The organism is Oceanicaulis alexandrii DSM 11625 (assembly GCF_000420265.1).
GTDB classification, from domain to species: Bacteria; Pseudomonadota; Alphaproteobacteria; order Caulobacterales; family Maricaulaceae; genus Oceanicaulis; species Oceanicaulis alexandrii.
The window spans coordinates 682,967-704,219 of the sequence record NZ_ATUP01000001.1; the positions used below are offsets into that span (position 1 = coordinate 682,967).

The window sequence follows — 21,253 nt, forward strand, 5'->3', positions numbered from 1 at the left end:
GAATTCGGCTTTTGTCGCTCGCCGACTTCCATAAGTTCCTAACAAGTTTGAAGGAATCCATCAGGAGACTTGGGTGTTCCGAGTCGCATACCGCAGCGTGCTGCGCGCCGATCTCGGCGTAGCGGAAATCGACTCCTTGCTTCACAGCAGCGAGGCGCATAATCGAGATGTGGGCGTGACCTCCGTCTTCTTGATGAATGAGAGACGCGTCCTGCATGCGCTCGAGGGCCCGCCCAAGGCCATCCGCTCCATCCTTGAATGCATCTGGGATGACCGGCGCAACGAGGAATTTTCCATTCTGGATATCGCCCATGGCGAAGCCGCGCTGTTCCCGGACTGGCCGCTGAAAGTGATCACCCCGGAAACCCTGAAGACGGAGGCGAGCCTGCGAGACCATGAGGGCGTCACATGGCTGGCCAATCTGGAGGGCGGACTGGACGCATACTTTGCGCCGCTCCCGCCTGAGGACAGCGCTTAGCGCGACGCCCTGCACGGACAACCGGCCCTTCGTCCGGCCTCAGATCCGATAAAAAAATTGTTAAGATTGATCCAGCGCCGAGGGCGCTGCGTAACCATGGGTGTTCCAGCGCGACTGGAATGCCTGTCGGCGATCCGCCCGCAGGTTTGATTATCACCCTTATGGGAGACAGACATGCGTACTTTGACTGCTCTGACCGCCGTCGCTCTGAGCGCCGCCCTCGCCGCCCCGGCCATGGCGATCGACGCCGGCGCCGCTTCCACCCCGAAAGTGACCAAAGACCACCATGCCAGCCAGCCTTCCATCGTGGCGATCGCCACCGGTGACGAAAGCTTCTCCACGCTGGTGACCGCGCTGCAGACCGCCGAGCTGGTCGACGCGCTGTCCGGCGACGGCCCGTTCACGGTCTTCGCCCCGACCAACGACGCCTTCGCGGCTGTCGGTTCCGACACGCTCAACGCGTTGCTGCAGCCGGAAAACCGCGATCAGCTGACCTCGATCCTCACCTATCATGTGGTGCAGGGCGAATACATGGCCGCCGGCACGGCGCCGGGCACGTATGACCTGACGACGCTGCAAGGCGACACGGTCAATGTCGTCGTCGGCGACGACGGCTCGGTCACCGTCGACGGCGCATCAGTGATCGCCGCCGATGTGGACGCGTCCAATGGCGTCGTGCACGTCATCGACGGCGTGATCATGCCGGGTCAATAATCCGGTCAGCCCTGGCGTCTCGTCCCCGCGGACGCCAGGGCTTTTTCTATCCTTCAGTCCGTGGCGGCCGTTGGCGCAGCCTTGCCTTTCCGGCGGCGAACCGGCGGGCGACGCAAAGCGCGCACATGGGATTCAATATGGTCGATGATAATCTCGGCCACATCCTTGCCGCTAGACTTTTCAATGCCTTCAATGCCGGGCGATGAGTTCACCTCAAGCACTTTCGGGCCTTCGTCCGAGCGCAAGAGATCCACGCCCGCCACAGACAATCCCAGCGCCCGCGCCGCTTTGACGGCCGCCGCCCGCTCTTCTTTTGAAATCCGCACACGGCTCGCCTGACCGCCTCGATGCAGGTTGGAGCGGAACTCGCCGGGCTGCGCCTCGCGCTTCATCGCCGCAACCACCTTGTTGCCGATGACGAAGCAGCGAATGTCGACGCCCGAGGCTTCCTTGACGAAATCCTGGACGATGAAGTTGGCGTCCAGTCCGCGGAAGGCGTCGATCACCGATTCCGCCGCCTTGCCGGTTTCCGCCAGGATCACGCCGCGTCCTTGCGTGCTTTCCAGGAGCTTCACCACCAGCGGGGCGCCGCCCACGTGCTCGATCAGGTTCTTGGTGTCTTTCGGCGAGTGCGCGAAAGCCGTGGTCGGCATGCCGATCCCGGCGCTCGCCAGCACCTGGTGCGCATAGAGCTTGTCGCGGCTGGCGCCGATGGATTCAGGGGTGTTGAGAATATAGGCGCCGGTCATGGCGAACTGGCGCAGCACCGCCATGCCGTAATTGGTCATCGAGGCGCCGATGCGCGGAATGACAGCGTCATAGCGCGGCAGGCGGCGGCCATCATAATAGATCGCAGGCGACAGCGCGTTGATCGCCATGGTGCAGCGCGCCGTGTTGATCATCTCCGCCACATGGCCTTGCGCCTCGGCGGCCTCTTTCAGGCGCTGTGAGGAATAGTTCTTCGGCTCGCGGGTCAGAATGGCGATCCGCAACGGGCGATGCACCGGCTTGCTGCGCGGCAAGTGCTGATACAGATCATAGCTCAAGGTCTTCTGCGCGCAGGACTGGGTGGGGCTGACCACCATGTCGTCAAGGATCGCGGTCCGGCCCAACAGCATGCGATACGCCATGCTCTCGCGATTGGTCAGCGTGACCTCGATCGGCCAGGTGCGTTCGCCAATGGTGACATTGGCTTCGATCACCCAGCGCAACTCCGTCTCGCCATTTGACGAGGTGATTTCACGGCGATCCACAGCCGGCGCCGCGCACACCACTTCCAGATCCGGTTGATCAGGGATCGGGTGCATGACGAAGCGGACCTGAGGGTTGTCCTCCGGCCCGAAAGGCTCGATGGCGACCGCATGCAAGGCGCTCGTTTTGGCCCCCGTATCGATTTTGGCTTTGATCGCGGGAAGCGCGAGCCCCGGAAACGAGGCCCATTCTTCCCAGCCCAAGACGAACGGCTCATCAGTCATGCCGTGAGGACCTCCAGTAAGATCGCAAAAGGGGGGATGGGTTACAGCGCCCTTAGTGTTTCGTCCATCCCGAGGTGACGCAAGGCCTGATTATTCGCGTTTTGGAAACGCTGCCTGTCTGAAACCGCCCTCGTCATCTCAACGCCGGATCGCCATGTTCTGTCCGAACACCGGAACTGGAGCCAGACATGAGCCCTCAATTGCGTCCGATCGTGAAGATCACCCAAGGCATGCCCACCTCTGACGGCGCCGGGGTGAAGCTCACCCGCCTGCTGGGCACGCCCGATCTGCGGGTGCTTGACCCGTTCCTGATGCTCGACAAATTCCATTCCGATAATCCCGGCGATTATCTGGCGGGCTTCCCCCCTCACCCGCACCGGGGTTTTGAAACCGTGACCTATATGGTCGAGGGCCGGATGCGCCATCAGGATAACAAGGGCCATGAAGGCGTGATCGAGCCGGGCGGCGTGCAATGGATGACCGCCGCGCGCGGCATCGTGCACTCGGAAATGCCCGAGCAGGAAGATGGGCTGATGAGCGGCTTCCAGCTCTGGGTGAACCTGCCCAAGGCCGAGAAGATGAAGGATCCCGGCTATCAGGAATATGACGAGGCCCAAGTCCCCTCCGACACGCGCGAGGGCGTCGTCGCCAAGATCGTAACCGGCCAGACCTCAACCGGGGTCAAAGGCCCTGTTACCGATGTGACGGTGGATCCGCTTTACGCCGAGCTGCGCATGGAGCCCGGCGCGGTGTTTGAAGAACCGATCCCGGACGCGAAGACCGCCTTCCTCGCCGTTCACACGGGCGACGTGGAAGCGGGCGGGATGAAACTCAAAGAGGCGCAGCTGGGCGTGTTCGGGCGCGGCGACGCCATCCGCATCAAGGCTGGTCCCAAAGGCGCGCGCCTGATGCTGGCCGCGGGCAAGCCCATCGGCGAGCCCATCGTCTGGGGCGGCCCCTTCGTGATGACCACGGAAGGCGAAGTGCGCCAGGCCATGCTCGATTACCAGCAGGGCCAGTTCTAGGCGGTCGCCGGTCAGCTCTGGGCCGATCCATTCATTTGCAGGGGCGCAACAAAGGAGAGATCACTATGGGATTGCTTGTAGACGGCGTCTGGCACGACAAATGGTATGACACCAAATCCACCGGCGGACGGTTCAAACGCTCCGAAGCGATGTTTCGCAACTGGGTCACCGCAGACGGTTCAGCAGGACCGACGGGCGAAGCCGGGTTCAAGGCCGAGCCGGGGCGTTACCATCTTTATGTTTCGCTCGCCTGCCCCTGGGCGCACCGCACCTTGATCTTCCGTCGCCTGAAGGGCCTGGAAGACATGATCGACGTGTCGGTGGTGCACTGGCTGATGCGCGAGAACGGCTGGACCTTCAAAGACGGCCCTGGCGTGGTGCAGGATCCGTTGCATAAGGCCGAGTTCATGCACCAGGTCTATACCGCCGCCAAGTCTGACTATTCAGGCCGCGTGACCGTGCCGGTGTTGTGGGACAAGAAGACCAATACGATCGTCTCCAATGAGAGCGCGGACATCATCCGCATGTTCAATTCCGCCTTCGACGAGGTCGGCGCCAAGCCGGGCGATTACTACCCGCAAGCGCTGCGGGAAGAGATCGGGACCGTCAATGAGCGCGTCTATCACGAGATCAATAACGGCGTTTACAAGTCCGGCTTCGCCACCACCCAGGACGCCTATGAAGAGGCAGTGACGACGCTGTTTGACGCCCTCGACTGGATCGAGGACCGGTTGTCAGACGGCCGCGCCTATCTGATGGGCGAGGAGGTCACTGAAGCTGACTGGCGCCTTTACACGACCCTGGTGCGGTTTGATCCGGTCTATCACGGCCATTTCAAATGCAATCTCAAGCGCCTGATCGACTATCCGCACATCAACGCCTATGCCCGCCGCCTGCATACGCAGCATGGGGTGGCCGACGTGTTCAATCTCGAGCACGCCAAACGGCACTATTACGAGAGCCATGACATGATCAATCCGACCGCCGTCGTCCCGCTGGGCCCGGACGTGCATGTGGCGGACGGGCAAGAGGCCTGAGCCTTTTCAGGAAGCGGCGGCGTTACTCCGCCGCTTCCGCTGAGGCTGCGGCCTCGGCGTCTGGCTCATAGCCCAGCACCGGGGCGAGCTCCTTCTCGGCGCGCGCGAGGGTCCAGCCCTTGCGTTGAGCGTAGTCCTCGACCTGATCCTTCGCGACCCGGCCCACGGCGAAATAGACGCTGTCGGGATGGGCGATATAAAGCCCTGACACCGACGAGGCCGGGCTCATCGCCCAGCTTTCGGTCAGCGTGATGCCGGTGCGCTCCGGCGCCTCGAGCAATTTGAACAACAGGTCTTTTTCGGTGTGGTCAGGCTGGGCGGGATAGCCCGGCGCCGGGCGGATGCCGGCATAGGCTTCCTTGATCAGCTCTTCATTGGACAGCGTCTCATCGGACGCATAGCCCCAGATCGAGCGGCGCACGCGCTGGTGCAGGTATTCAGCGAAGGCTTCCGCGAACCGGTCAGACAGCGATTTGAACAGGATCTCGGAATAGTCGTCATTGTCCGCCTTGAAGCGGTCGATCATCGCCTGCTCGCCCTCGCCCGCCGTCACGGCGAAGCCGCCGATCCAGTCATCCTGAGTGGATGAGACGAAATCATTGATGGCGTAATTGGGCTTGTCGCCCTCTTTCTTTGATTGCTGGCGCAAACCGAAGAACCGTCCCGCCTCTTCAGACCGGCTGTCATCGGCAAAGACGATCACGTCATCGCCGTCACGCCGGGCCGGCCACAGGCCGACCACGCCGCGCGGTTTCAGCCAGTCCTCGGCGACCATGGTCTTGAGCATGCCCTGCGCATCCTTGAACAGGTTGCGCGCCGCCTCGCCCCGGTTCGGGTCATCCAGGATGGCGGGGTAGCTGCCCTTGAGCTCCCAGGAGAAAAAGAACGGCGTCCAGTCGATATAGTCGACCAGATCCGCCAGACGGACATCGTCGATCGTGGTCAGGCCCGCCTTTTGCGGCGCGACCGGATGATAGCCGCCTGCATCGGCGTCAAAGCCGTTGGCGCGGGCGGCGTCCAGGCTGACGCGCTCGCGGCTGCCTTGCGTGCGGGCGCGGGTTTCGCGGATCTTGGCGTAGCGAGCGGACACCTCATCCCAAAGCGGCTGACGCTCTTCCTTGGACAGAAGGCGCGAGACGATCCCCACCGCGCGGGAGGCATCAGTGGCGTGAATGATCGGCGCCTTGTTGTAGGCCGGTTCGATCTTCACCGCCGTATGCGCCGGAGAGGTGGTGGCGCCGCCTATCATCAGGGGCAGGTCAAAACCCTGCCGCTCCATCTCGCTGGCCACGTGCACCATTTCATCAAGCGACGGCGTAATCAGGCCGGACAGGCCGATAATGTCGGCCTTCTCGGCGCGCGCGGTCTCAAGGATTTTCTCGGCGGGCACCATCACGCCCAGATCGACCACGTCATAGCCGTTACATTGCAGCACGACGCCGACAATATTCTTGCCGATATCGTGCACATCGCCCTTCACGGTCGCCATGATGATCTTGCCGGCGGCTTCCTTTTCAGCGCCAGACCGTTCGCGCTCCTCCTCCATATAGGGGAAGAGATAGGCCACGGCCTTTTTCATCACGCGGGCGGATTTGACGACCTGGGGCAGGAACATCTTGCCCTCGCCGAACAGGTCGCCCACCACATTCATGCCCGCCATCAACGGGCCTTCGATCACATGCAGCGGACGCTCGGCGGCCTGGCGCGCCTCTTCAGTGTCTTCCACCACATAGGCGTCGATGCCCTTGACCAGAGCGTGCTTCAGGCGCTCTTCCACCGGCGCGCTGCGCCAGGCTTCGTCTTCCTTCTGCGCCGCCTCGCCCGTGCCCTTGTACCGCTCGGCGGCCTCCAGCAGACGCTCGGTGGCGTCGTCACGGCGATTGAGGATGACATCCTCCACCAGCTCGCGCAGTTCGGGGTCGATGGCGTCATAAATGTCGAGCTGGCCGGCGTTGACGATCCCCATATCCATCCCCGCCTTGATGGCGTGATAGAGGAAGACCGAGTGCATGGCCCGGCGCACCGGCTCATTGCCGCGGAAGGAGAAGGACACGTTCGACAGCCCGCCCGAGACGTGGCAGCCGGGCAGGTTCTGTCGGATCCAGCGTGTGGCTTCGATGAAGTCCACCGCGTAATTGTTGTGCTCCTCGATCCCCGTCGCCACCGCGAAGATATTGGGATCAAAGATGATGTCATTGGGGTCAAAACCGACCTGATCGACCAGCGTCTTGTAGGCGCGCTCGCAGATCTCGATCTTGCGCTTGGCGGTGTCGGCCTGACCGTCCTCGTCAAACGCCATCACCACGACCGCTGCGCCATAAGCCTTGCAGGCGCGGGCGTGTTTGAGGAACTCCGCCTCGCCTTCCTTCAGCGAGATCGAGTTGACGACCGCCTTGCCCTGAACGCATTTCAGACCCGCCTCGATCACCTCCCATTTGGAGCTGTCGATCATCACCGGCACGCGGGCGATGTCGGGCTCGGCGGCGATCAGGTTGAGGAAGGTCGTCATGGCTTCTTTTGAATCCAGAAGCCCCTCATCCATGTTCACGTCGATGATCTGGGCGCCGGCGTCTACTTGCTGGCGCGCCACGTCGAGCGCGCTCGCGTAATCGCCCGCCTTGATCAGCTTTCGGAACTTCGCCGAGCCGGTGACGTTCGTGCGTTCGCCCACATTGACGAAAATGGCGCGAGAGGGTGAGGCGTCAGACATATGGGCTCCTCAAGCCAGCTCAAACGGTTCAAGACCCGACAGGCGCATGGCCTGAGGGCGCTCTTTGAGAGTGCGCGGCTGACCGGTTTTCGCATCCCGCGCAATAGCGGCGATATGATCGGGCGTGGTGCCGCAGCAGCCGCCCGCAATATTGATCAGGCCCGATTGCGCCCAGTCCGCGATGAAGGCGGCGGTCTCGTCGGGCGTCTCGTCATATTCGCCGAACGCATTGGGCAGGCCGGCATTGGGATAGGCCAGCACATGGCAATCGGCGATGCGCGCCAGCTCGGCCACATAGGGCCGCAATTGCTTGCCGCCCAGCGCGCAGTTCAGGCCCACAGCCCAAGGCTGGGCGTGTCGAACGGAATTGTAAAACGCTTCGGTCGTCTGCCCCGACAGGGTGCGGCCCGACGCGTCGGTAATCGTGCCTGACAGGATGATCGGGATCTCGGGATCGATCTTACCCTCATTGCGCAGGTCAAGAATGGCCTTGATCGCCGCCTTGGCGTTCAGCGTGTCAAAGATCGTCTCGATCAGGAAGAAGTCCACATGCTCGGCCATGGCCAGAACCTGCTCGGCATAGGCGTCGCGAACCTGATCAAAATTGACTTCGCGAAAACCGGGATCTTCCACATTGGGCGATAGCGACAGCGTCTTGTTGGTCGGCCCGATCGCGCCCAGCACCGCCTTGGGCGAGCCGGTCTCGGCTTCGGCTTCATCCGCCGCTTCCCGCGCCAGGCGCGCGCCTTCGGACGCGATCTCGGCGGCGAGGCTTTCCATCTTGTAGTCCGCCTGGGCGATGACAGTGGCGGAGAAGGTGTTGGTCTCCACCATGTCGGCGCCGGCGTCGAAATACTGTTTGTGAATCGCGCGCACGGCGTCAGGCGTTGAGAGGTTCAGGATGTCGTTATTGCCCTGGATCGGGCAGGACCAGTCTGCAAACCGCTCGCCGCGATACCCGGCCTCGTCCAGCTTCAAGGTCTGGATCTGGGTGCCCATGGCGCCGTCCAGGATCAGAATGCGGTTCAGCGCCAGCGCGTCCAGCGCAGCGCGGCGTTCAGCTTTGGTCATGGCGTTCGGTTCCGTTAGGCGGCTTTGACGGCTTGAGGGGGCTTCACCCCCAGCAGCGCACAGGTGGACAGCGACAGTTCAGCCCGGTTCAGCGTGTAGAAATGAAACGCGTCCACGCCGCCATCGCACAGCGTTTCACACATTTCAGCCGCCAGATGCGCGGTCACCAGCTCGCGCGTGCCGGCATCGTCTTCCAGACCGTCATAGACGGCATGAACCCGGTCCGGGATATGCGCGCCGCACATCTCGGCCATGCGCACCAGGCCCTTGAAATTGGGCTGCAGCATCACGCCGGGCACGATGGGAATGTCGATGCCGGCCTTGCGCACGCGCTCGAGATAGCGAAAGAAGATGTCCGCATCGAAGAAGAACTGGGTGATGGCGCGCGTCGCGCCCGCATCGATCTTCGCTTTCAGCATGTCGAGATCCGCGTCCCAGTCGGCGCTGTCGGGATGCTTCTCGGGATAACAGCCGACCGAGACCTCGAAATCACCAATGGCCTTGATGCCTGCGGTCAGGTCGGCCGAGTTGCTGTAGCCGTTGGGGAAAGGCTGATACGCTTGGTCCAGCCCTTCGGGCGGATCCCCGCGCAGCGCCACGATATGGCGCACGCCGGCGTTCCAGTAATCCCGAATGACCTCGTCCACTTGATCGCGGGTCGCGGAGACGCAGGTCAAATGGGCGGCCGGCGCCATCTCGGTTTCAGACACGATCCGCCGCACCGTGCGGTGGGTTCGATCCCGTGTCGAGCCGCCCGCGCCATAGGTGACAGAGACAAAATCCGGCGCCAGCGGCGTCAGCCGCGCAATGGAAGACCACAGCTTCGTCTCGGCCTCCTCGCTTTTCGGCGGGAAGAACTCAAAGGACACTTTCGGCCCTTGCGCAGGGGAACGGCCATTCACGGTCATCACCAGTCCAGTCACGGTTTCGCATCACCGGAGACCGGCGACACATCCACATAAAGATATCTTTATGCGATTATTGCGCTGCGAGCAAGATGGAACTGCCCGGCAAACGGCACGTTATGGATTTCCCTGACTTGATATCCCCGCTTCAAACCCGACATTGTCCCAACCGACCCGTCGACCGTAAGGACACTTCATGCGTATCGCCGCTCTGACCTCTCAAGCCGCAGTCCTGCTGGCTGCGCTTAGCCTGACCGCCTGCGCATCCCGTGAGATGGCGCAGGAAACCGGTGATCCGTTCGAGCCGGCGAATCGCGCCGTCTTCGCGGTGAACCAGACGCTTGATGACGTGGTGATCGGCCCGTCCGCCCGCGTTTATGACACCGTCACGCCGGACCCGGTGCAAACCGGCGTGCGCAATTTCATGAGCAATCTCAACCAGCCGGTCGTGTTCGCCAACGCGCTCCTGCAAGGCGATGTGCACGCCGCGGGCGACACGGTCGGCCGCTTTGTGATGAACACCACGATCGGCGTTGCGGGCGTCTTTGACGTCGCAACCCATGAAGGCGTGCCGCAGCATCGCCGCGATTTCGGCCAGACCCTCGCCGTCTGGGGCGTGGGCGACGGTCCCTATCTGGTGTTGCCCCTGATCGGGCCGTCCAACGTACGCGACGCTACCGGACGCTTTGTGGATCGCTATCCGCATCCGCTCAACTGGAGCGAAGAGGAATCGGGCGAGGCCTGGGCCTGGGGCCTGCGCGGCCTGAACGGCACACAGATCCGCGCGGATCTGGACGGCGCGATCGACAGCCTCAATCGCACCGCAATTGATCCGTATGTTCAGGCCCGTTCGGCCTGGCGTCAGTCGCGCTCCGCCTTCATAGAGACCGGAACGCAGTCTGACCCGGATTATCAAGACCTGCCTGAATTTGAATAAGCACGCCGAAACGGCGGCAGGAGACCTCCCCGATGATCAAACCCATTCTTACCGCCCTCGCCTTGACGCTTCTGGCGCCCCTGGCGCTGGCGCAGTCCACGACCGCTGACGACGCAGAAGCCTTTGTCCAGAACCAGGCCAATCAGGTGATCGCCACGCTGACAGAGCTGAACTCGGGCCAGACCGATCTGCCGACGGTGCAGGCGGAATTTCGTGAGCGGATCGACGCGCTGGCCGATGTGGACCGCATCTCCAATTTCGTGCTGGGCCGGTATCGTCGCACCGCGTCTGAGGACGAGCTGAATGCCTTCCGCAACGCCTTCCGCACCTACGCGATCGGCGTTTATGAAAGCGAGCTGAGCACCTATGCCGGCCAGCAGCTGGACGTCACAGGGTCTGTCACCCGCAATCCGGGTGATTACATTGTCCGCTCGCGCGTATACGGCGGCCCGAATAACGAAGAATTCGAAGTGAACTGGCGCATTCTGGAAGCCGACGGCGAACTGAAAGCCGTGGACGTGGAAGTGCTCGGCGTCTGGCTGGCCCAGACCCAGCGCGAACAGATCCTGGCCGTCATCGGCGACAATCGCGGGGATGTCAGCGCCGCCACCTCCATGCTGCGCAATCGCGAAGCAGACGACGCCTGATCCAAGGCATATCCGCGCCCCTCAGCGTGAAGAGTTGAAACGCCCGCCGGGGCGCGCTACCAGCAGCGCGCTCCGGCGGTTTCGTTTCCGGCCTGCGCGCCAAGCGCCCGCCCGGTCTCAGCGCCCGGCAAGAAAGGCGCGCCATGACACCCGCTTACACACCCGACATCATCGCGCCGATCGACGCGCCTTTTGAACGCGGACCGCAATTGCGCTGGTTTGACGCCATGGACGATCCGCGGCTGAACGTCACCGCCGAGCTTATGGCGCCGGATTTCGTGACCATCGCGAAAGCCCAGGACCTGCCGCCCTTCGCCGTGCTGTTTCACGCCATTGCAGGCGCCAGCCTCGATGTGGACGCGTTTCGCTGGCGGCTGACCGAGAAGGGCGAGCCCTTCCGGGTCAATGCGCTGTTACCCAGCTACACGGTGCAAAACACAAAAGGCCATGTGAACTTTTCCTACGTGCCGTTCACCAAAGACCTCGCCGCCTTTGTGAAGGCCTACCACGCCGACAAGCACGAGGCGGAAACCGCGACCGGGATGCGCACCAATGTCGAGGCCGCACCCGAGTGCGGCCAGCTCTATTGCACCGGCCTGCCCTTCCTGCGCTTTACCTCCATCGAGCACCCCCGCTCAGGCGGCGGCGCCCTGGCCGCCACGCCCAATATCGCAGCGGGCCAGTGGCGGCGCGAGGGCGCGGGCCAGCTGAGCTTCCCCCTCTCCGTCCAGACCCATCACGGCCTGGTGGATGGCGTTCATGTGGCGGCGTATTTCAGCGCTGTCAGAGACAGGCTGGCGCGGTTTGTGGGCGGTTAGTCTGACCCACGCTCCACGAAAAAGGGCGCGCCAGCTGGCGCGCCCTTTTTGTTTGGGTCTGCAAAAGACCTAGCGTTCGAACTTCTGGAACTTCACGCGCTTGGGCACCAGGGCGTCATCGCCCAGGCGGCGCTTCTTGTCGGCCAGATAGTCGGTGAACGAGCCTTCAAACCATTCCACATGGCTGTCGCCTTCAAAGGCGAGGATGTGGGTGGCGATGCGGTCGAGGAAGAAACGGTCGTGCGAGATGACCACGGCGCAGCCGGGGAAATCCTCGAGCGCCGCTTCCAGAGCCGACAGCGTCTCGACGTCGAGATCGTTGGTCGGTTCGTCAAGCAGCAGCAGATTGCCGCCCTCTTTCAGCATTTTGGCGAGGTGGACGCGGTTGCGCTCACCGCCCGACAGAATGCCGACTTTCTTCTGCTGGTCGCCGCCCTTGAAGTTGAACGCGCCCACATAGGCCCGGCTCGCCACTTCATGGTCGCCCAGCATGATCATGTCATTGCCGCCCGAAATCTCTTCCCAGACGTTCTTGTTGGGATCGAGCGCGTCGCGCGACTGGTTCACATACCCAAGCTTCACGGTCTCGCCGAGGGTGACGGAGCCGCTATCGGGTTTCTCTTCGCCGACGATCATCTTGAACAGGGTGGTTTTACCCGCGCCGTTCGGACCGATCACGCCGACAACGCCGCCCGGCGGCAGTTTGAAGTCGAGATCATTGATCAGCAGGCGATCATCAAAGCCTTTCGACACATGGTCGAAATCCACTACATTGCCGCCCAGGCGCGGGCCCGGCGGAATGCGGATGACGGCGGTCGAGATCTTTTCCTTCTCGGCGGCGTCACGCTTTTCTTCATAGGATTTGATACGGGCCTTGGATTTGGCCTGACGCGCTTTCGGCGCGGCGCGGATCCAGTCGAGCTCGCGCAGCAGGGCGCGCTGCTTGGCGCTTTCTTCGCGGGATTCTTGCGCCAGGCGCTTGGCCTTTTGCTCCAGCCAGTCTGAATAGCCGCCCTGATACGGCACGCCCTGTCCGCGATCGAGCTCCAGCGTCCAGGTGGTGATGGCGTCCAGGAAGTAACGGTCGTGGGTCACGATCAGCACGGCGCCGTTATAGTTCTCCAGATGGTTCTGGAGCCAGGCCACGCTTTCCGCGTCCAAGTGGTTGGTCGGTTCGTCAAGCAGCAGCACGTGCGGCTTGGACAAGAGCAGCTGACAGATCGCCACCCGGCGGCGTTCACCGCCCGACAAATTCGTGACGTCCGCATCCGGCGCCGGGCAGCGCAGCGCGTCCATGGCCATCTCGATCTTGGAATCCACGTCCCAGGCGTCGCGCGCATCGACCTGCTCTTGCAGCTCGGTCATCTTCTCCATCAGCTCGTCGGAATAATCCTCGGCGAGCTGCATGGCGATGGCGTTATAGGCGTCATAGATCTGCTTGTCCTCAGAGCCTTCAATGACGTTTTCCCAAACGGTCTTGGTCTCGTCGAGTTTGGGCTCCTGGGGCAGATAGCCCACGCGCACGCCCTTCTCCGCCCAGGCTTCCCCGGTGAAGTCGGTGTCCTGGCCGGCCATGATGCGCAACAGCGAGGATTTACCAGCGCCGTTGACGCCCACGACGCCGATCTTGGCGTCCGGCAGGAAGTGCAGCGAGATGCCGGCGAACACCTGTTTCCCGCCGGGATAGGTCTTCGCCAGATTGTCCATGTGATAGACGTATTGATACGCGGCCATAGGCGTGCGCGCTCCGTTAGCTGGGGGCTTTGTTCTAGCCGCACGCTATAGCGGGTTTGGGGGGGATGACGCAATGCAGCGTGACGGGAACCCCTAATCCGGCCGTTCCACATTCTCGCAGGCGTATTCCGCGATATGGCCGGAGATGGAGTTGGGATCGATCGGATCGAGCATGTAATTGCGGTAATCCGCGTTCATCTCGTCCACGGTGTGACCCTGGCCCAGATAGCGCACCATGCCGGTGCGGCAGTCGATTTCGCGCTGCACGAAGGTTTCGCCCCGGCGTCCGACGCGGCGGGTGACGATCTCCAGCTTACCGCCGCGGGTGGGCACCAGCATCAGGACGTCATAGCGCGCCGCAGGGTCATTGGGCACGTCGATGACGGGGAAGCGCTGGCCTTGCGCGGTCGCCAGCAGGCTGGCCGCCACAGCGATCAGGGTCAGACCCGGCATGAACCACTCCCGTAAATCTCAAATTGCGACGCCTGCAAGCCTCTCAAAAGAATGCTTATGATCAGTTACGACGCGTGCGCAGCGTTTACCACGGCGCCCGCACCCATTAGCGTCGCGCCCAAACTGACTTGAGAAGGGGAGCTCTCATGCGCCACGCCTTGTTCGCCTGCACCGGCCTTCTGGCCCTGGCCGCCTGCGCGCCGTCTACCGACGCCGCACAAACACCACCGCCGGCCCCGGTTGATCCGGCGGCGCTGAGCATTGCGGACGTTTATGGCTCGGTCAGCCTGTCGGGGACGACGCCGCGCGGCTTGCGCTTTTCCCCTGACGGCGAGCGGGTGACCTTTCTGCGCCCCAAGGATGACGACCGCACGGTGACCGATCTGTGGGCAATGAACCTCAGTGATGGTCAGGCCTATATGCTGGTGGATTCAAGCGTGCTGGCGCCCGATGAGCGGGAATTGTCCGAAGCCGAGATCCAGTATCGCGAGCGCGCACGCATCTCCACCTCGGGCGTGGTCAGCTATGACTGGGACGAGACGGGCGAAGCGATCCTGGTGCCGCTCGACGGTGATGTCTTCTATGTGGACGTGAACACCGGCGAGGCCGAGCGCCTGATGCAGACCGAGGCGTTTGAGACCGACGCCCGCGTCAGCCCGGACGGCCAATATGTCAGCTTCATTCGCGACCAGAATCTCTGGGTGCATAATCTTGAGAGCGGCGAGGAACGCGCCCTGACCACTGAAGGCGCCGGCGCGATCAGCTGGGGCGTCGCCGAGTTCGTCGCCCAGGAAGAGATGCAGCGCTATAGCGGATATTGGTGGAGCCCGGACGGGCGTTATGTGGCCGCAGCCCGCATTGACGAGACGCCGGTCGAGATCGTCCCCCGTTTCGGCATTACGGCTGAAGGCGTGACCGTCACCGATCAGCGCTATCCGCGCGCCGGCACGGACAATGTGCTGATCGAGCTGCATGTGATCGACGTGGCCACCGGCCAGCGCACACAGGTCGATCTGGGCTCAGAGACCGACATCTATCTGGCGCGGGTGAACTGGAGCGAAGATAGCGGCACGCTTTACGCCCAGCGCCAGAACCGCGCCCAGACCGTGCTCGACATTCTGGCCGCCGACCCGATGACCGGCGAAACCGAGACGGTTCTCACCGAACAGTCTGGCGCCTGGATCAATCTCACCAATGACTTCACCGCGCTGGACGAGGGCGGTTTTCTGTGGACGTCCGAACGCACGGGCTTCCGCCATATCTATCATGTGAGCGCAGAGGGTGAGACCCGCGCGCTGACCTCGGGCGAATGGGTGGTCGAGTACTTCGCCGGCCTGTCAGAAGACGGCGAGACGGTCTATTTTGAAGGCTGGATGACGAGCCCGCTGGAGCGTCATCTGTACGCCGTGCCGTTTGACGGCGGCGAGCCGGTCCAGATCACCGAAGGCGAAGGCCGCTGGAACGTCAGTCTGGGACAAGGCGGCACGGGCTTTATCGGCAGCTATTCAGATCCCGACACCCTGCCCCAGACCGCGCTTTATGACATTTCGGGCGAGCGCGTAGCCTGGATCGAGGAAAACGCCATCGGCGAAGACCATCCCTATGCGCCCTTCCTGGACAGCCATCTGGTTCCCGAGTTCGGAACGGTGCTGGCTGATGACGGAGAGACCGAGCTCTACTGGTCCATGCTGAAGCCCGAGCATTGCACCGCGGCTGCCCCCTGCCCGGCCATCGTGCAGGTCTATGGCGGTCCGCATGTGCAGACCGTGGCCAAGGGCTGGGTCGGCGCGGGCGATCAATTGTTCGCCGATCAGGGCTATATCCTGTTCAAGCTCGATAACCGGGGCAGCTGGAACCGCGGCCACGCCTTTGAAGCCGCGCTCCATGACCGGATGGGCGGCGTGGAAGTGCGCGACCAGCTGACCGGGCTCGATTATCTGGAAAGCCTTGAGTTCGTGGATAGCGACCGGATCGGCCTGTGGGGCTGGTCCTATGGCGGCTATATGACGTTGATGACCACGCTGCAGGCGCCAGGCCGGTTTGACGCCGCGGTGTCCGGCGCGCCGGTGACCGATTGGGCGCTTTACGACACCCATTACACCGAGCGCTATATGGATACCCCGCAAGCCAATGAAGACGGGTATTACCAGGGCTCCGCCTTCGCGCATCTGGACGGGTATGAAACCCCGACCCTGATGATCCACGGCATGGCGGATGACAATGTGACGTTCGACCATTCCACCCGGCTCTATGCCGAGCTGCAGCAACGCGGCGAGCTGTTCGAGATGATGACCTATCCCGGTCAGCGCCACGGCGTCCGCCCGCCCGCTTTGCAACGCCATTTGTGGACCACGATCTACGACTTCTTCGGCCGTGAGCTGAGCGAAGACGACGAAGACTAGGGTTCAGAGCTGACGAACGCGAAAACCCCGGAGCCATGCTCCGGGGTTTTTGTTTGCGCTTCCAGTTTGTCATCCCGGACGCGCAGCGATCCGGGATCTGCCGGAACCGCTCTGCCCTGATCACAGAGACGCGGTCAGCAGATCCCGGCTCAAGGCTGGGATGACGGCTGTAGAAGGATGACAGATAACCCCGTAACGCTTGTGCGCGTCCCTCTCCCATCTTTGAGGGGAGAGGACAGGTGAGGGGTGAGCGGCGCCTGATCCTGTAAGCGTGACCCTGGCTGAAACGCACCCCCTCACCCTGCCTCTCCCCCTTGTCCAAGGGGGAGAGGGGAAGCGCCGGCAGCCCCGCGCGCAAACGCAAGGGTGAGCCATATAACGGGTCGCGCGGGAGCGGGCCGTTAAAAGTGAACACAAGGTCATTTTGGAAGCCATACCCGGCTCCCGCGCTGGAGATGTTTTGTCGGGATCACCGCGCGGAGACTTCTGCGCTGTCGCGCCGCCGGTGCAGTCACCGTCTCATCAGAGGCCGCTGCCCTGGACCGTACGATGACACCCCGCCTTTTCGGCCAGAGGGCGCGTTAGACCCTCTGTCCTCGGGACATCCCGCCCCTCCCAGCCTGAACGCGCCGGCCGCCCGTCATGGGAGGAACGGCTGCGAGTATGGCTCAAGCCAGGGAGGGGGTGGATAAGTTCGCGCTTACCCCTATTCCGCCCGCTCTTCCAGCCAGAGATCAAACCGGTCCTGACCCCAGTATTTGTTCCGCCCCTCGATCAGGAAGGGCACGCCGAACACGCCGTCCGCCTGAATCATGGATCGCTGGTCCTTGATCACTTGCGCCAGGCTGGCGTCCGCGTTGATGGCGTCCGCGTCAAAGCCGTTCCAGTCCGCGCTCTTCGCGGCTTCGGCGAGCACGTCCGTTTCGGAAATATTCTTGCCCGCCCCCCAGCGCGCATCCGATACGGCGAGCGCGTAGTCGAGCCCTTTGCCCGCTTGTTGCGCAGCGAGAAAACTGAGATTGGCGAGGCGGTAATCGGGGTCAAACGGATCGGGCAAAGCGAGCGGCAGGCCCATCCGCACGGTCATGCGAAACACGTCCTGCTGGTAATAAGCGAGCTTGTACTTGTTGCGCGTCGGATCAGCGAATTCAGCATCCTCGGGCGGGCCGGTGAACAGGATCAGATGGCCGTCAAACCCGGCGCGCGCCAGCTTGTGCAGGCCGAGGCGTGAATACGGGCTGCGGAAGGCGAAATAGCAGCGCAGCCCGGTCTGGGTCTCGGTGTCGGTCGTGTCGTTCATGTCGCAATATCCGGGGGTTCAGGAGAAATCTCTGGCTTCGAGCTTAACAGCCACACCGCAGAGCGCTAACGTTCTGTTAACGCCTGAGCGCATGTGCGCCATTCACAAACGCATGACGCCAAGTGACGCTCAGAGCGCCCAGCCTGAGGGGGCTGTAGCGAGGGGAAAACGGCGATGACGTCAGAAGTCATGATCATGAACCGGCAGGCTGTCGTGCTGGCGGCGGACAGCGCCGTCACCTATGGCGGCGGGCCAGGCTCGGTCGTCACGCTGGAGGCCGAGAAGATCCTGCAGCTCGGGCCGAACATGGCGCTGATGGTGTATTCCCGCGGCGATGTGCTGGGCCGCTCCTGGTCGCATATCGCCCACGCCTTCAAGCGCGCCCAGGGCGATCGCGACTTTGACAGCGTGCAGGCCTGCGCCGATGCGTTCTTCGCCTTCATCGACCGCAATCGTCAGCTCTTCCCCGAAAAGGAAGAGGCGGAGGAGCTGGAAGGCCTGATGCGGGCGGCCATGCTGACCGTGCTCAACCATGCGCGCACCCTGCGCCATCATGCGCCGGGCGAGTATGGCGACGACGCCGCCGCGTTTGAGGGCGCGCTGGATCTGTATCGCGCGCACCTGCTGCAAGATGACGGCGGCGCGGAGCGGGCTAATCTGGATGTGTTCGCCGAGCTTGACCGGGACCGCTTTTACGAGCGCTACGCCGCCATGCTTGACAGCCTGATCTCGGATGCGCTCGGCCCGTTCGGCATGCAGGAAGCCATCCGCAACAAGCTGTTTGATTTCGCCTATCTGATCATCACCAAGCCCGCCTTCCTGGAGCCCTATGCCGGGCTGGTGTTTGCAGGCTTTGGGGAAAGCGACGTCTTCCCGGTCTACAGCCATTACTACGCCTCGATCCTGGTGGACGGCGTCATGAAGCGCGCGCATGACGAGACGACCCAGGTCGGCGTCGAGAACGGGCCGAACGCGTTCTTGCGCACCTTCGCTCAAGCCGAGATGACCCACGCCTTCCTGCGCGGGGTTCACCCCTATTTGTTTGACGTCATGGCGTCGATGAACATGGTGACCAATGAAGCCGCCAGCGAAGTTGCGCTGCGCAAAGCCGGGCTCGATGACGCTGCCGTAGACGCCGTGATGAGCGAATTGCGCGATTCTGAATTGCTGTCCCTGTCGGCGGAATTCATCCACACGGCGCGGACCATCTCGCAGGAAGAATTTATCGACCCGTTCATCGCCGTCGTGGCCGCCTCGGGCAAAAAGCAAATGGGTGAGACCGCCAAGGCCTTGGTGGAGCTTAATATTCTCAAAAGCGACCTGCATCAGACCCAGACCGGAGTCGGCGGCGAAGTCGACGTCGCCATGATCTCGCGCACCGGGGGGTTTGAGTGGTATGCTAAGAAATCGTAAACTCCTTCACCCTCGCAAATCCCTCAGGAGGCGATGATGAGTGCAGACCCCACCCGTTTGAACATCGAACGCGCTCGTGAAGCGCTGGCCCGCGCCCGCATGGATGATGCGGCGTCGGCTGTGCGTGCGCCGCGTCCGGCGGACCTCTCCCGCCTCGAGGAACACCAGGCCCGTGCCGAGACGCTCAGCGAGCGCGCGACGGATTTTCGCGATTCCGTGCGGAGCCGTCTGGGGCTGGGCGAAGCGTCTGGCGGATCCATGAGCTACGCCCACAGCGCCAGCAGCGCTTCTGGCATGGACACCGCCTTGTGCGACGCAGAGGTTTGCGCCCCGGCGCCGCCGCGTCTGAACGATGCGCCACACGCCGCCAGCCCGAAAAGAGCGGAGCGTCAGGAGACAACCCCGGTTGCGCCGCAGCCGCATGCGGAGCCAGGCGAAGCCCGCCGCCGCAAATTCCTGGGATTGTTCTAGGCGCTCAGGAGCGTCTGGCAGATCGCCTCAAGACCGGCCTGATCGTCGGCGTCAAAGGCGTCGAGCTCTGCGGAATCCACGTCCAGCACCGCCGCGAGTTGTCCATCGGCGTCATACACCGGCACGACGATCTCTGATTTCGACCGGCTGTCGCAGGCGATATGGTTGGGGAAAGCCTCCACATCGGGAACCAGCTGGGTTTCGCCCGTCGCCGCCGCCGCGCCGCAAACGCCGCGACCGAACGGAATGCGCAAACACCCCAGCGTGCCCTGATAGGGGCCAACGACAAGCTGGTCAGGCTTCAGCGGATCGACCACGTAAAACCCGGTCCAGAAAAACCGCGGACCGAAATTATGCGCCAGCAGGCAGGCCGCCGTGGCGTACCGCGCCGTGTGACTGGTCTCGCCAGCGACGATGGCGGCGATCTCCTTGCCCAGACGGACATAGGCTTCAGCCTTCGTCTCGCCTTCAACGGCGGTGCTCATTTCTTCAGCCATGCCCGGCTCCTGCGCTGTCACACACTTTTGCTGAGCGCACATCTAGTCTCGCAACGCGACCGGCGCCAGCGCCGGGTCTGCAAACAAATGTGATCACAGCCCGGTCACGCGCTCGTGCAAGCCTGTGTAGAGCGGTATGGGACTACTTCGTCTAAGCCTTGCCTGAGCGACACTGATGTCGATGCAACAGGAGCAAGACCATGCGCAACGCAATCCTTCTGGCCGGCGTGCTGGCCGTCACCGGCGCCGCTATGCCGACAAGCGCGGCCCTGGCGGAGGACGCGATCTATACGGGCCGGTTCAGCAATACGGCTGTGGGCGGGTATGACGCCGTCGCCTACCACACTGAAGGCGAAGCCGTGCGCGGCGAGCGCGCCTATACGACCACCTGGAATGGCGCGGACTGGCGTTTCTCAAGCCAGGCCAATCTGGATCTGTTCGTGGCGGACCCTGAACGCTACGCCCCCGCCTATGGCGGCTATTGCGCCTGGGCGGTGTCAGAGGGCTACACCGCCAAGGGCGATCCCAATCACTGGAACATCGTCGATGGCGTTTTGTATCTGAACTATAATCGCGAGATCAAAGAGCGCTGGACCCAGGACATCCCCGGCCACATCGCGCGGGCGGACGCCAACTTCCCCGCCCTTTTGAGCGAATAGGAGAGGATCATGCTGGGGATCAACCTTCGCAAACTGGCCGCCTACGGGCTGGGGATCTGGATCTCGGCGATCTTTCTCGACTCCCTGCGCTTCAAGTTCGCCGGGCATGAAACGCCCCGACATATCTTTGAAACCCTGCGCGACTGGTCCGGCATCGACCTGTTCTACCCCGCCGGTCCATGGATCATCGGCCTTGCGGAGCTGAGCGCCGCCCTGTTGGTGCTGGGTATTCCCTTTTTGGTGATGCTGACCACGCGCAAACCCGGACACGCCGCCCTGAGCCAGAGCCTGGGCGGACTGCTGGCGATGGGCGTGATGAGCGGGGCGATCATGTTTCACCTGTTCACGCCCTTGGGCATTGAAACCCCGACCGCCTGGACGGACGGTCAACCGACCGAATGGAGCCAGGCCCTGTTCATCGCCGCTTGCATCACCTGGGTCGCCGGGCTGATGGTGGTGATGCTGCGTGGCGGAGAGGCCTTGCGAACGCTGAAAGGATAGCCCGAG

The 21,253-nt window shown here is 62.9% G+C and carries 20 protein-coding genes; 12 read left to right on the forward strand and 8 right to left on the reverse strand.

Annotation, left to right across the window (positions count from 1 at the left end):
- Positions 1-73: 73 nt before the first annotated feature.
- Both G405_RS14860 and G405_RS0103385 read left to right on the forward strand, forming a co-directional pair.
- Entirely contained in the window at positions 74-478 is a 405-nt protein-coding gene (locus G405_RS14860; protein WP_040704915.1) for a BLUF domain-containing protein, read from the forward strand.
- Positions 479-652: 174 nt separating this feature from the next.
- Complete coding sequence (locus tag G405_RS0103385) at positions 653-1,192, forward strand: fasciclin domain-containing protein (RefSeq protein ID WP_022700095.1); 540 nt, start codon at positions 653-655, stop codon at positions 1,190-1,192.
- A gap of 53 nt (positions 1,193-1,245) precedes the next feature.
- Here the strand turns inward: G405_RS0103385 and rimK are convergent, their stop codons facing one another.
- A complete protein-coding gene (rimK, locus tag G405_RS0103390) occupies positions 1,246-2,667 on the reverse strand; it encodes a 30S ribosomal protein S6--L-glutamate ligase (protein ID WP_022700096.1) in 1,422 nt (473 codons plus the stop codon).
- 188 nt (positions 2,668-2,855) lie between these two features.
- Here rimK and G405_RS0103395 point away from each other — a divergent pair, with 188 nt between their 5' ends.
- A complete protein-coding gene (locus G405_RS0103395) occupies positions 2,856-3,692 on the forward strand; it encodes a pirin family protein (protein WP_022700097.1) in 837 nt (278 codons plus the stop codon).
- Between the two features lie 65 nt (positions 3,693-3,757).
- Entirely contained in the window at positions 3,758-4,729 is a 972-nt protein-coding gene (locus tag G405_RS0103400) for a glutathione S-transferase family protein (protein WP_022700098.1), read from the forward strand.
- Positions 4,730-4,751: 22 nt separating this feature from the next.
- On the opposite strand, the gene metH is transcribed toward G405_RS0103400, so the two are convergent.
- From metH to metF, 3 genes are read right to left on the reverse strand one after another with little or no spacing between them, the layout of a single operon-like run.
- Entirely contained in the window at positions 4,752-7,439 is a 2,688-nt protein-coding gene (gene metH / locus G405_RS0103405; protein WP_022700099.1) for a methionine synthase, read from the reverse strand.
- A gap of 9 nt (positions 7,440-7,448) precedes the next feature.
- Positions 7,449-8,510 (reverse strand): homocysteine S-methyltransferase family protein, encoded by a 1,062-nt coding sequence (locus G405_RS16890; protein ID WP_022700100.1) that lies wholly within the window; start codon positions 8,508-8,510, stop codon positions 7,449-7,451.
- A 14-nt stretch (positions 8,511-8,524) separates the two neighbouring features.
- Entirely contained in the window at positions 8,525-9,418 is an 894-nt protein-coding gene (gene metF, locus G405_RS0103415; protein ID WP_051143328.1) for a methylenetetrahydrofolate reductase [NAD(P)H], read from the reverse strand.
- 193 nt (positions 9,419-9,611) lie between these two features.
- Between metF and G405_RS0103420 the strand changes: the two genes are divergently transcribed.
- From G405_RS0103420 to G405_RS0103430, 3 genes are all read left to right on the forward strand, one after another.
- Positions 9,612-10,352, forward strand: a complete 741-nt coding sequence (locus G405_RS0103420) for an MlaA family lipoprotein (protein WP_028284501.1) — start codon at positions 9,612-9,614, stop codon at positions 10,350-10,352.
- Positions 10,353-10,384: 32 nt separating this feature from the next.
- On the forward strand, positions 10,385-10,999 hold the full coding sequence (locus tag G405_RS0103425; protein WP_022700102.1) for an MlaC/ttg2D family ABC transporter substrate-binding protein: 615 nt from the start codon (positions 10,385-10,387) through the stop codon (positions 10,997-10,999).
- A gap of 143 nt (positions 11,000-11,142) precedes the next feature.
- The gene (locus tag G405_RS0103430) at positions 11,143-11,817 is read left to right on the forward strand and encodes a CatA-like O-acetyltransferase (protein ID WP_022700103.1); all 675 of its coding nucleotides are present in this window, start codon (positions 11,143-11,145) and stop codon (positions 11,815-11,817) included.
- Positions 11,818-11,886: 69 nt separating this feature from the next.
- On the opposite strand, the gene ettA is transcribed toward G405_RS0103430, so the two are convergent.
- Both ettA and G405_RS0103440 read right to left on the reverse strand, forming a co-directional pair.
- Positions 11,887-13,551, reverse strand: a complete 1,665-nt coding sequence (gene ettA / locus G405_RS0103435) for an energy-dependent translational throttle protein EttA (protein WP_022700104.1) — start codon at positions 13,549-13,551, stop codon at positions 11,887-11,889.
- Between the two features lie 93 nt (positions 13,552-13,644).
- Positions 13,645-14,004: a hypothetical protein gene (locus G405_RS0103440; protein WP_022700105.1), complete on the reverse strand. Its 360-nt coding sequence runs from the start codon at positions 14,002-14,004 to the stop codon at positions 13,645-13,647.
- A 146-nt stretch (positions 14,005-14,150) separates the two neighbouring features.
- Between G405_RS0103440 and G405_RS0103445 the strand changes: the two genes are divergently transcribed.
- Positions 14,151-16,406 carry a S9 family peptidase gene (locus G405_RS0103445; protein ID WP_022700106.1) on the forward strand — a complete coding sequence of 752 codons (2,256 nt, stop codon included), beginning with the start codon at positions 14,151-14,153 and terminating at the stop codon, positions 16,404-16,406.
- Positions 16,407-17,112: 706 nt separating this feature from the next.
- Here G405_RS0103445 and G405_RS0103450 read toward each other — a convergent pair.
- Positions 17,113-17,706 carry a DsbA family protein gene (locus tag G405_RS0103450; protein ID WP_022700107.1) on the reverse strand — a complete coding sequence of 198 codons (594 nt, stop codon included), beginning with the start codon at positions 17,704-17,706 and terminating at the stop codon, positions 17,113-17,115.
- A 174-nt stretch (positions 17,707-17,880) separates the two neighbouring features.
- Between G405_RS0103450 and G405_RS0103455 the strand changes: the two genes are divergently transcribed.
- Positions 17,881-19,119, forward strand: a complete 1,239-nt coding sequence (locus tag G405_RS0103455; protein ID WP_022700108.1) for a hypothetical protein — start codon at positions 17,881-17,883, stop codon at positions 19,117-19,119.
- A 36-nt stretch (positions 19,120-19,155) separates the two neighbouring features.
- The gene (locus G405_RS0103460) at positions 19,156-19,590 is read left to right on the forward strand and encodes a hypothetical protein (protein WP_156861338.1); all 435 of its coding nucleotides are present in this window, start codon (positions 19,156-19,158) and stop codon (positions 19,588-19,590) included.
- On the opposite strand, the gene G405_RS0103465 is transcribed toward G405_RS0103460, so the two are convergent.
- Complete coding sequence (locus tag G405_RS0103465; RefSeq protein WP_022700110.1) at positions 19,587-20,087, reverse strand: GAF domain-containing protein; 501 nt, start codon at positions 20,085-20,087, stop codon at positions 19,587-19,589. The genes G405_RS0103460 and G405_RS0103465 overlap by 4 nt on opposite strands.
- A gap of 200 nt (positions 20,088-20,287) precedes the next feature.
- Here G405_RS0103465 and G405_RS0103470 point away from each other — a divergent pair, with 200 nt between their 5' ends.
- Together G405_RS0103470 and G405_RS16895 are read left to right on the forward strand one after the other, a co-directional pair.
- Positions 20,288-20,746, forward strand: a complete 459-nt coding sequence (locus G405_RS0103470; protein ID WP_022700111.1) for a YHS domain-containing (seleno)protein — start codon at positions 20,288-20,290, stop codon at positions 20,744-20,746.
- A gap of 9 nt (positions 20,747-20,755) precedes the next feature.
- On the forward strand, positions 20,756-21,247 hold the full coding sequence (locus G405_RS16895) for a hypothetical protein (RefSeq protein WP_022700112.1): 492 nt from the start codon (positions 20,756-20,758) through the stop codon (positions 21,245-21,247).
- Positions 21,248-21,253: the final 6 nt, after the last annotated feature.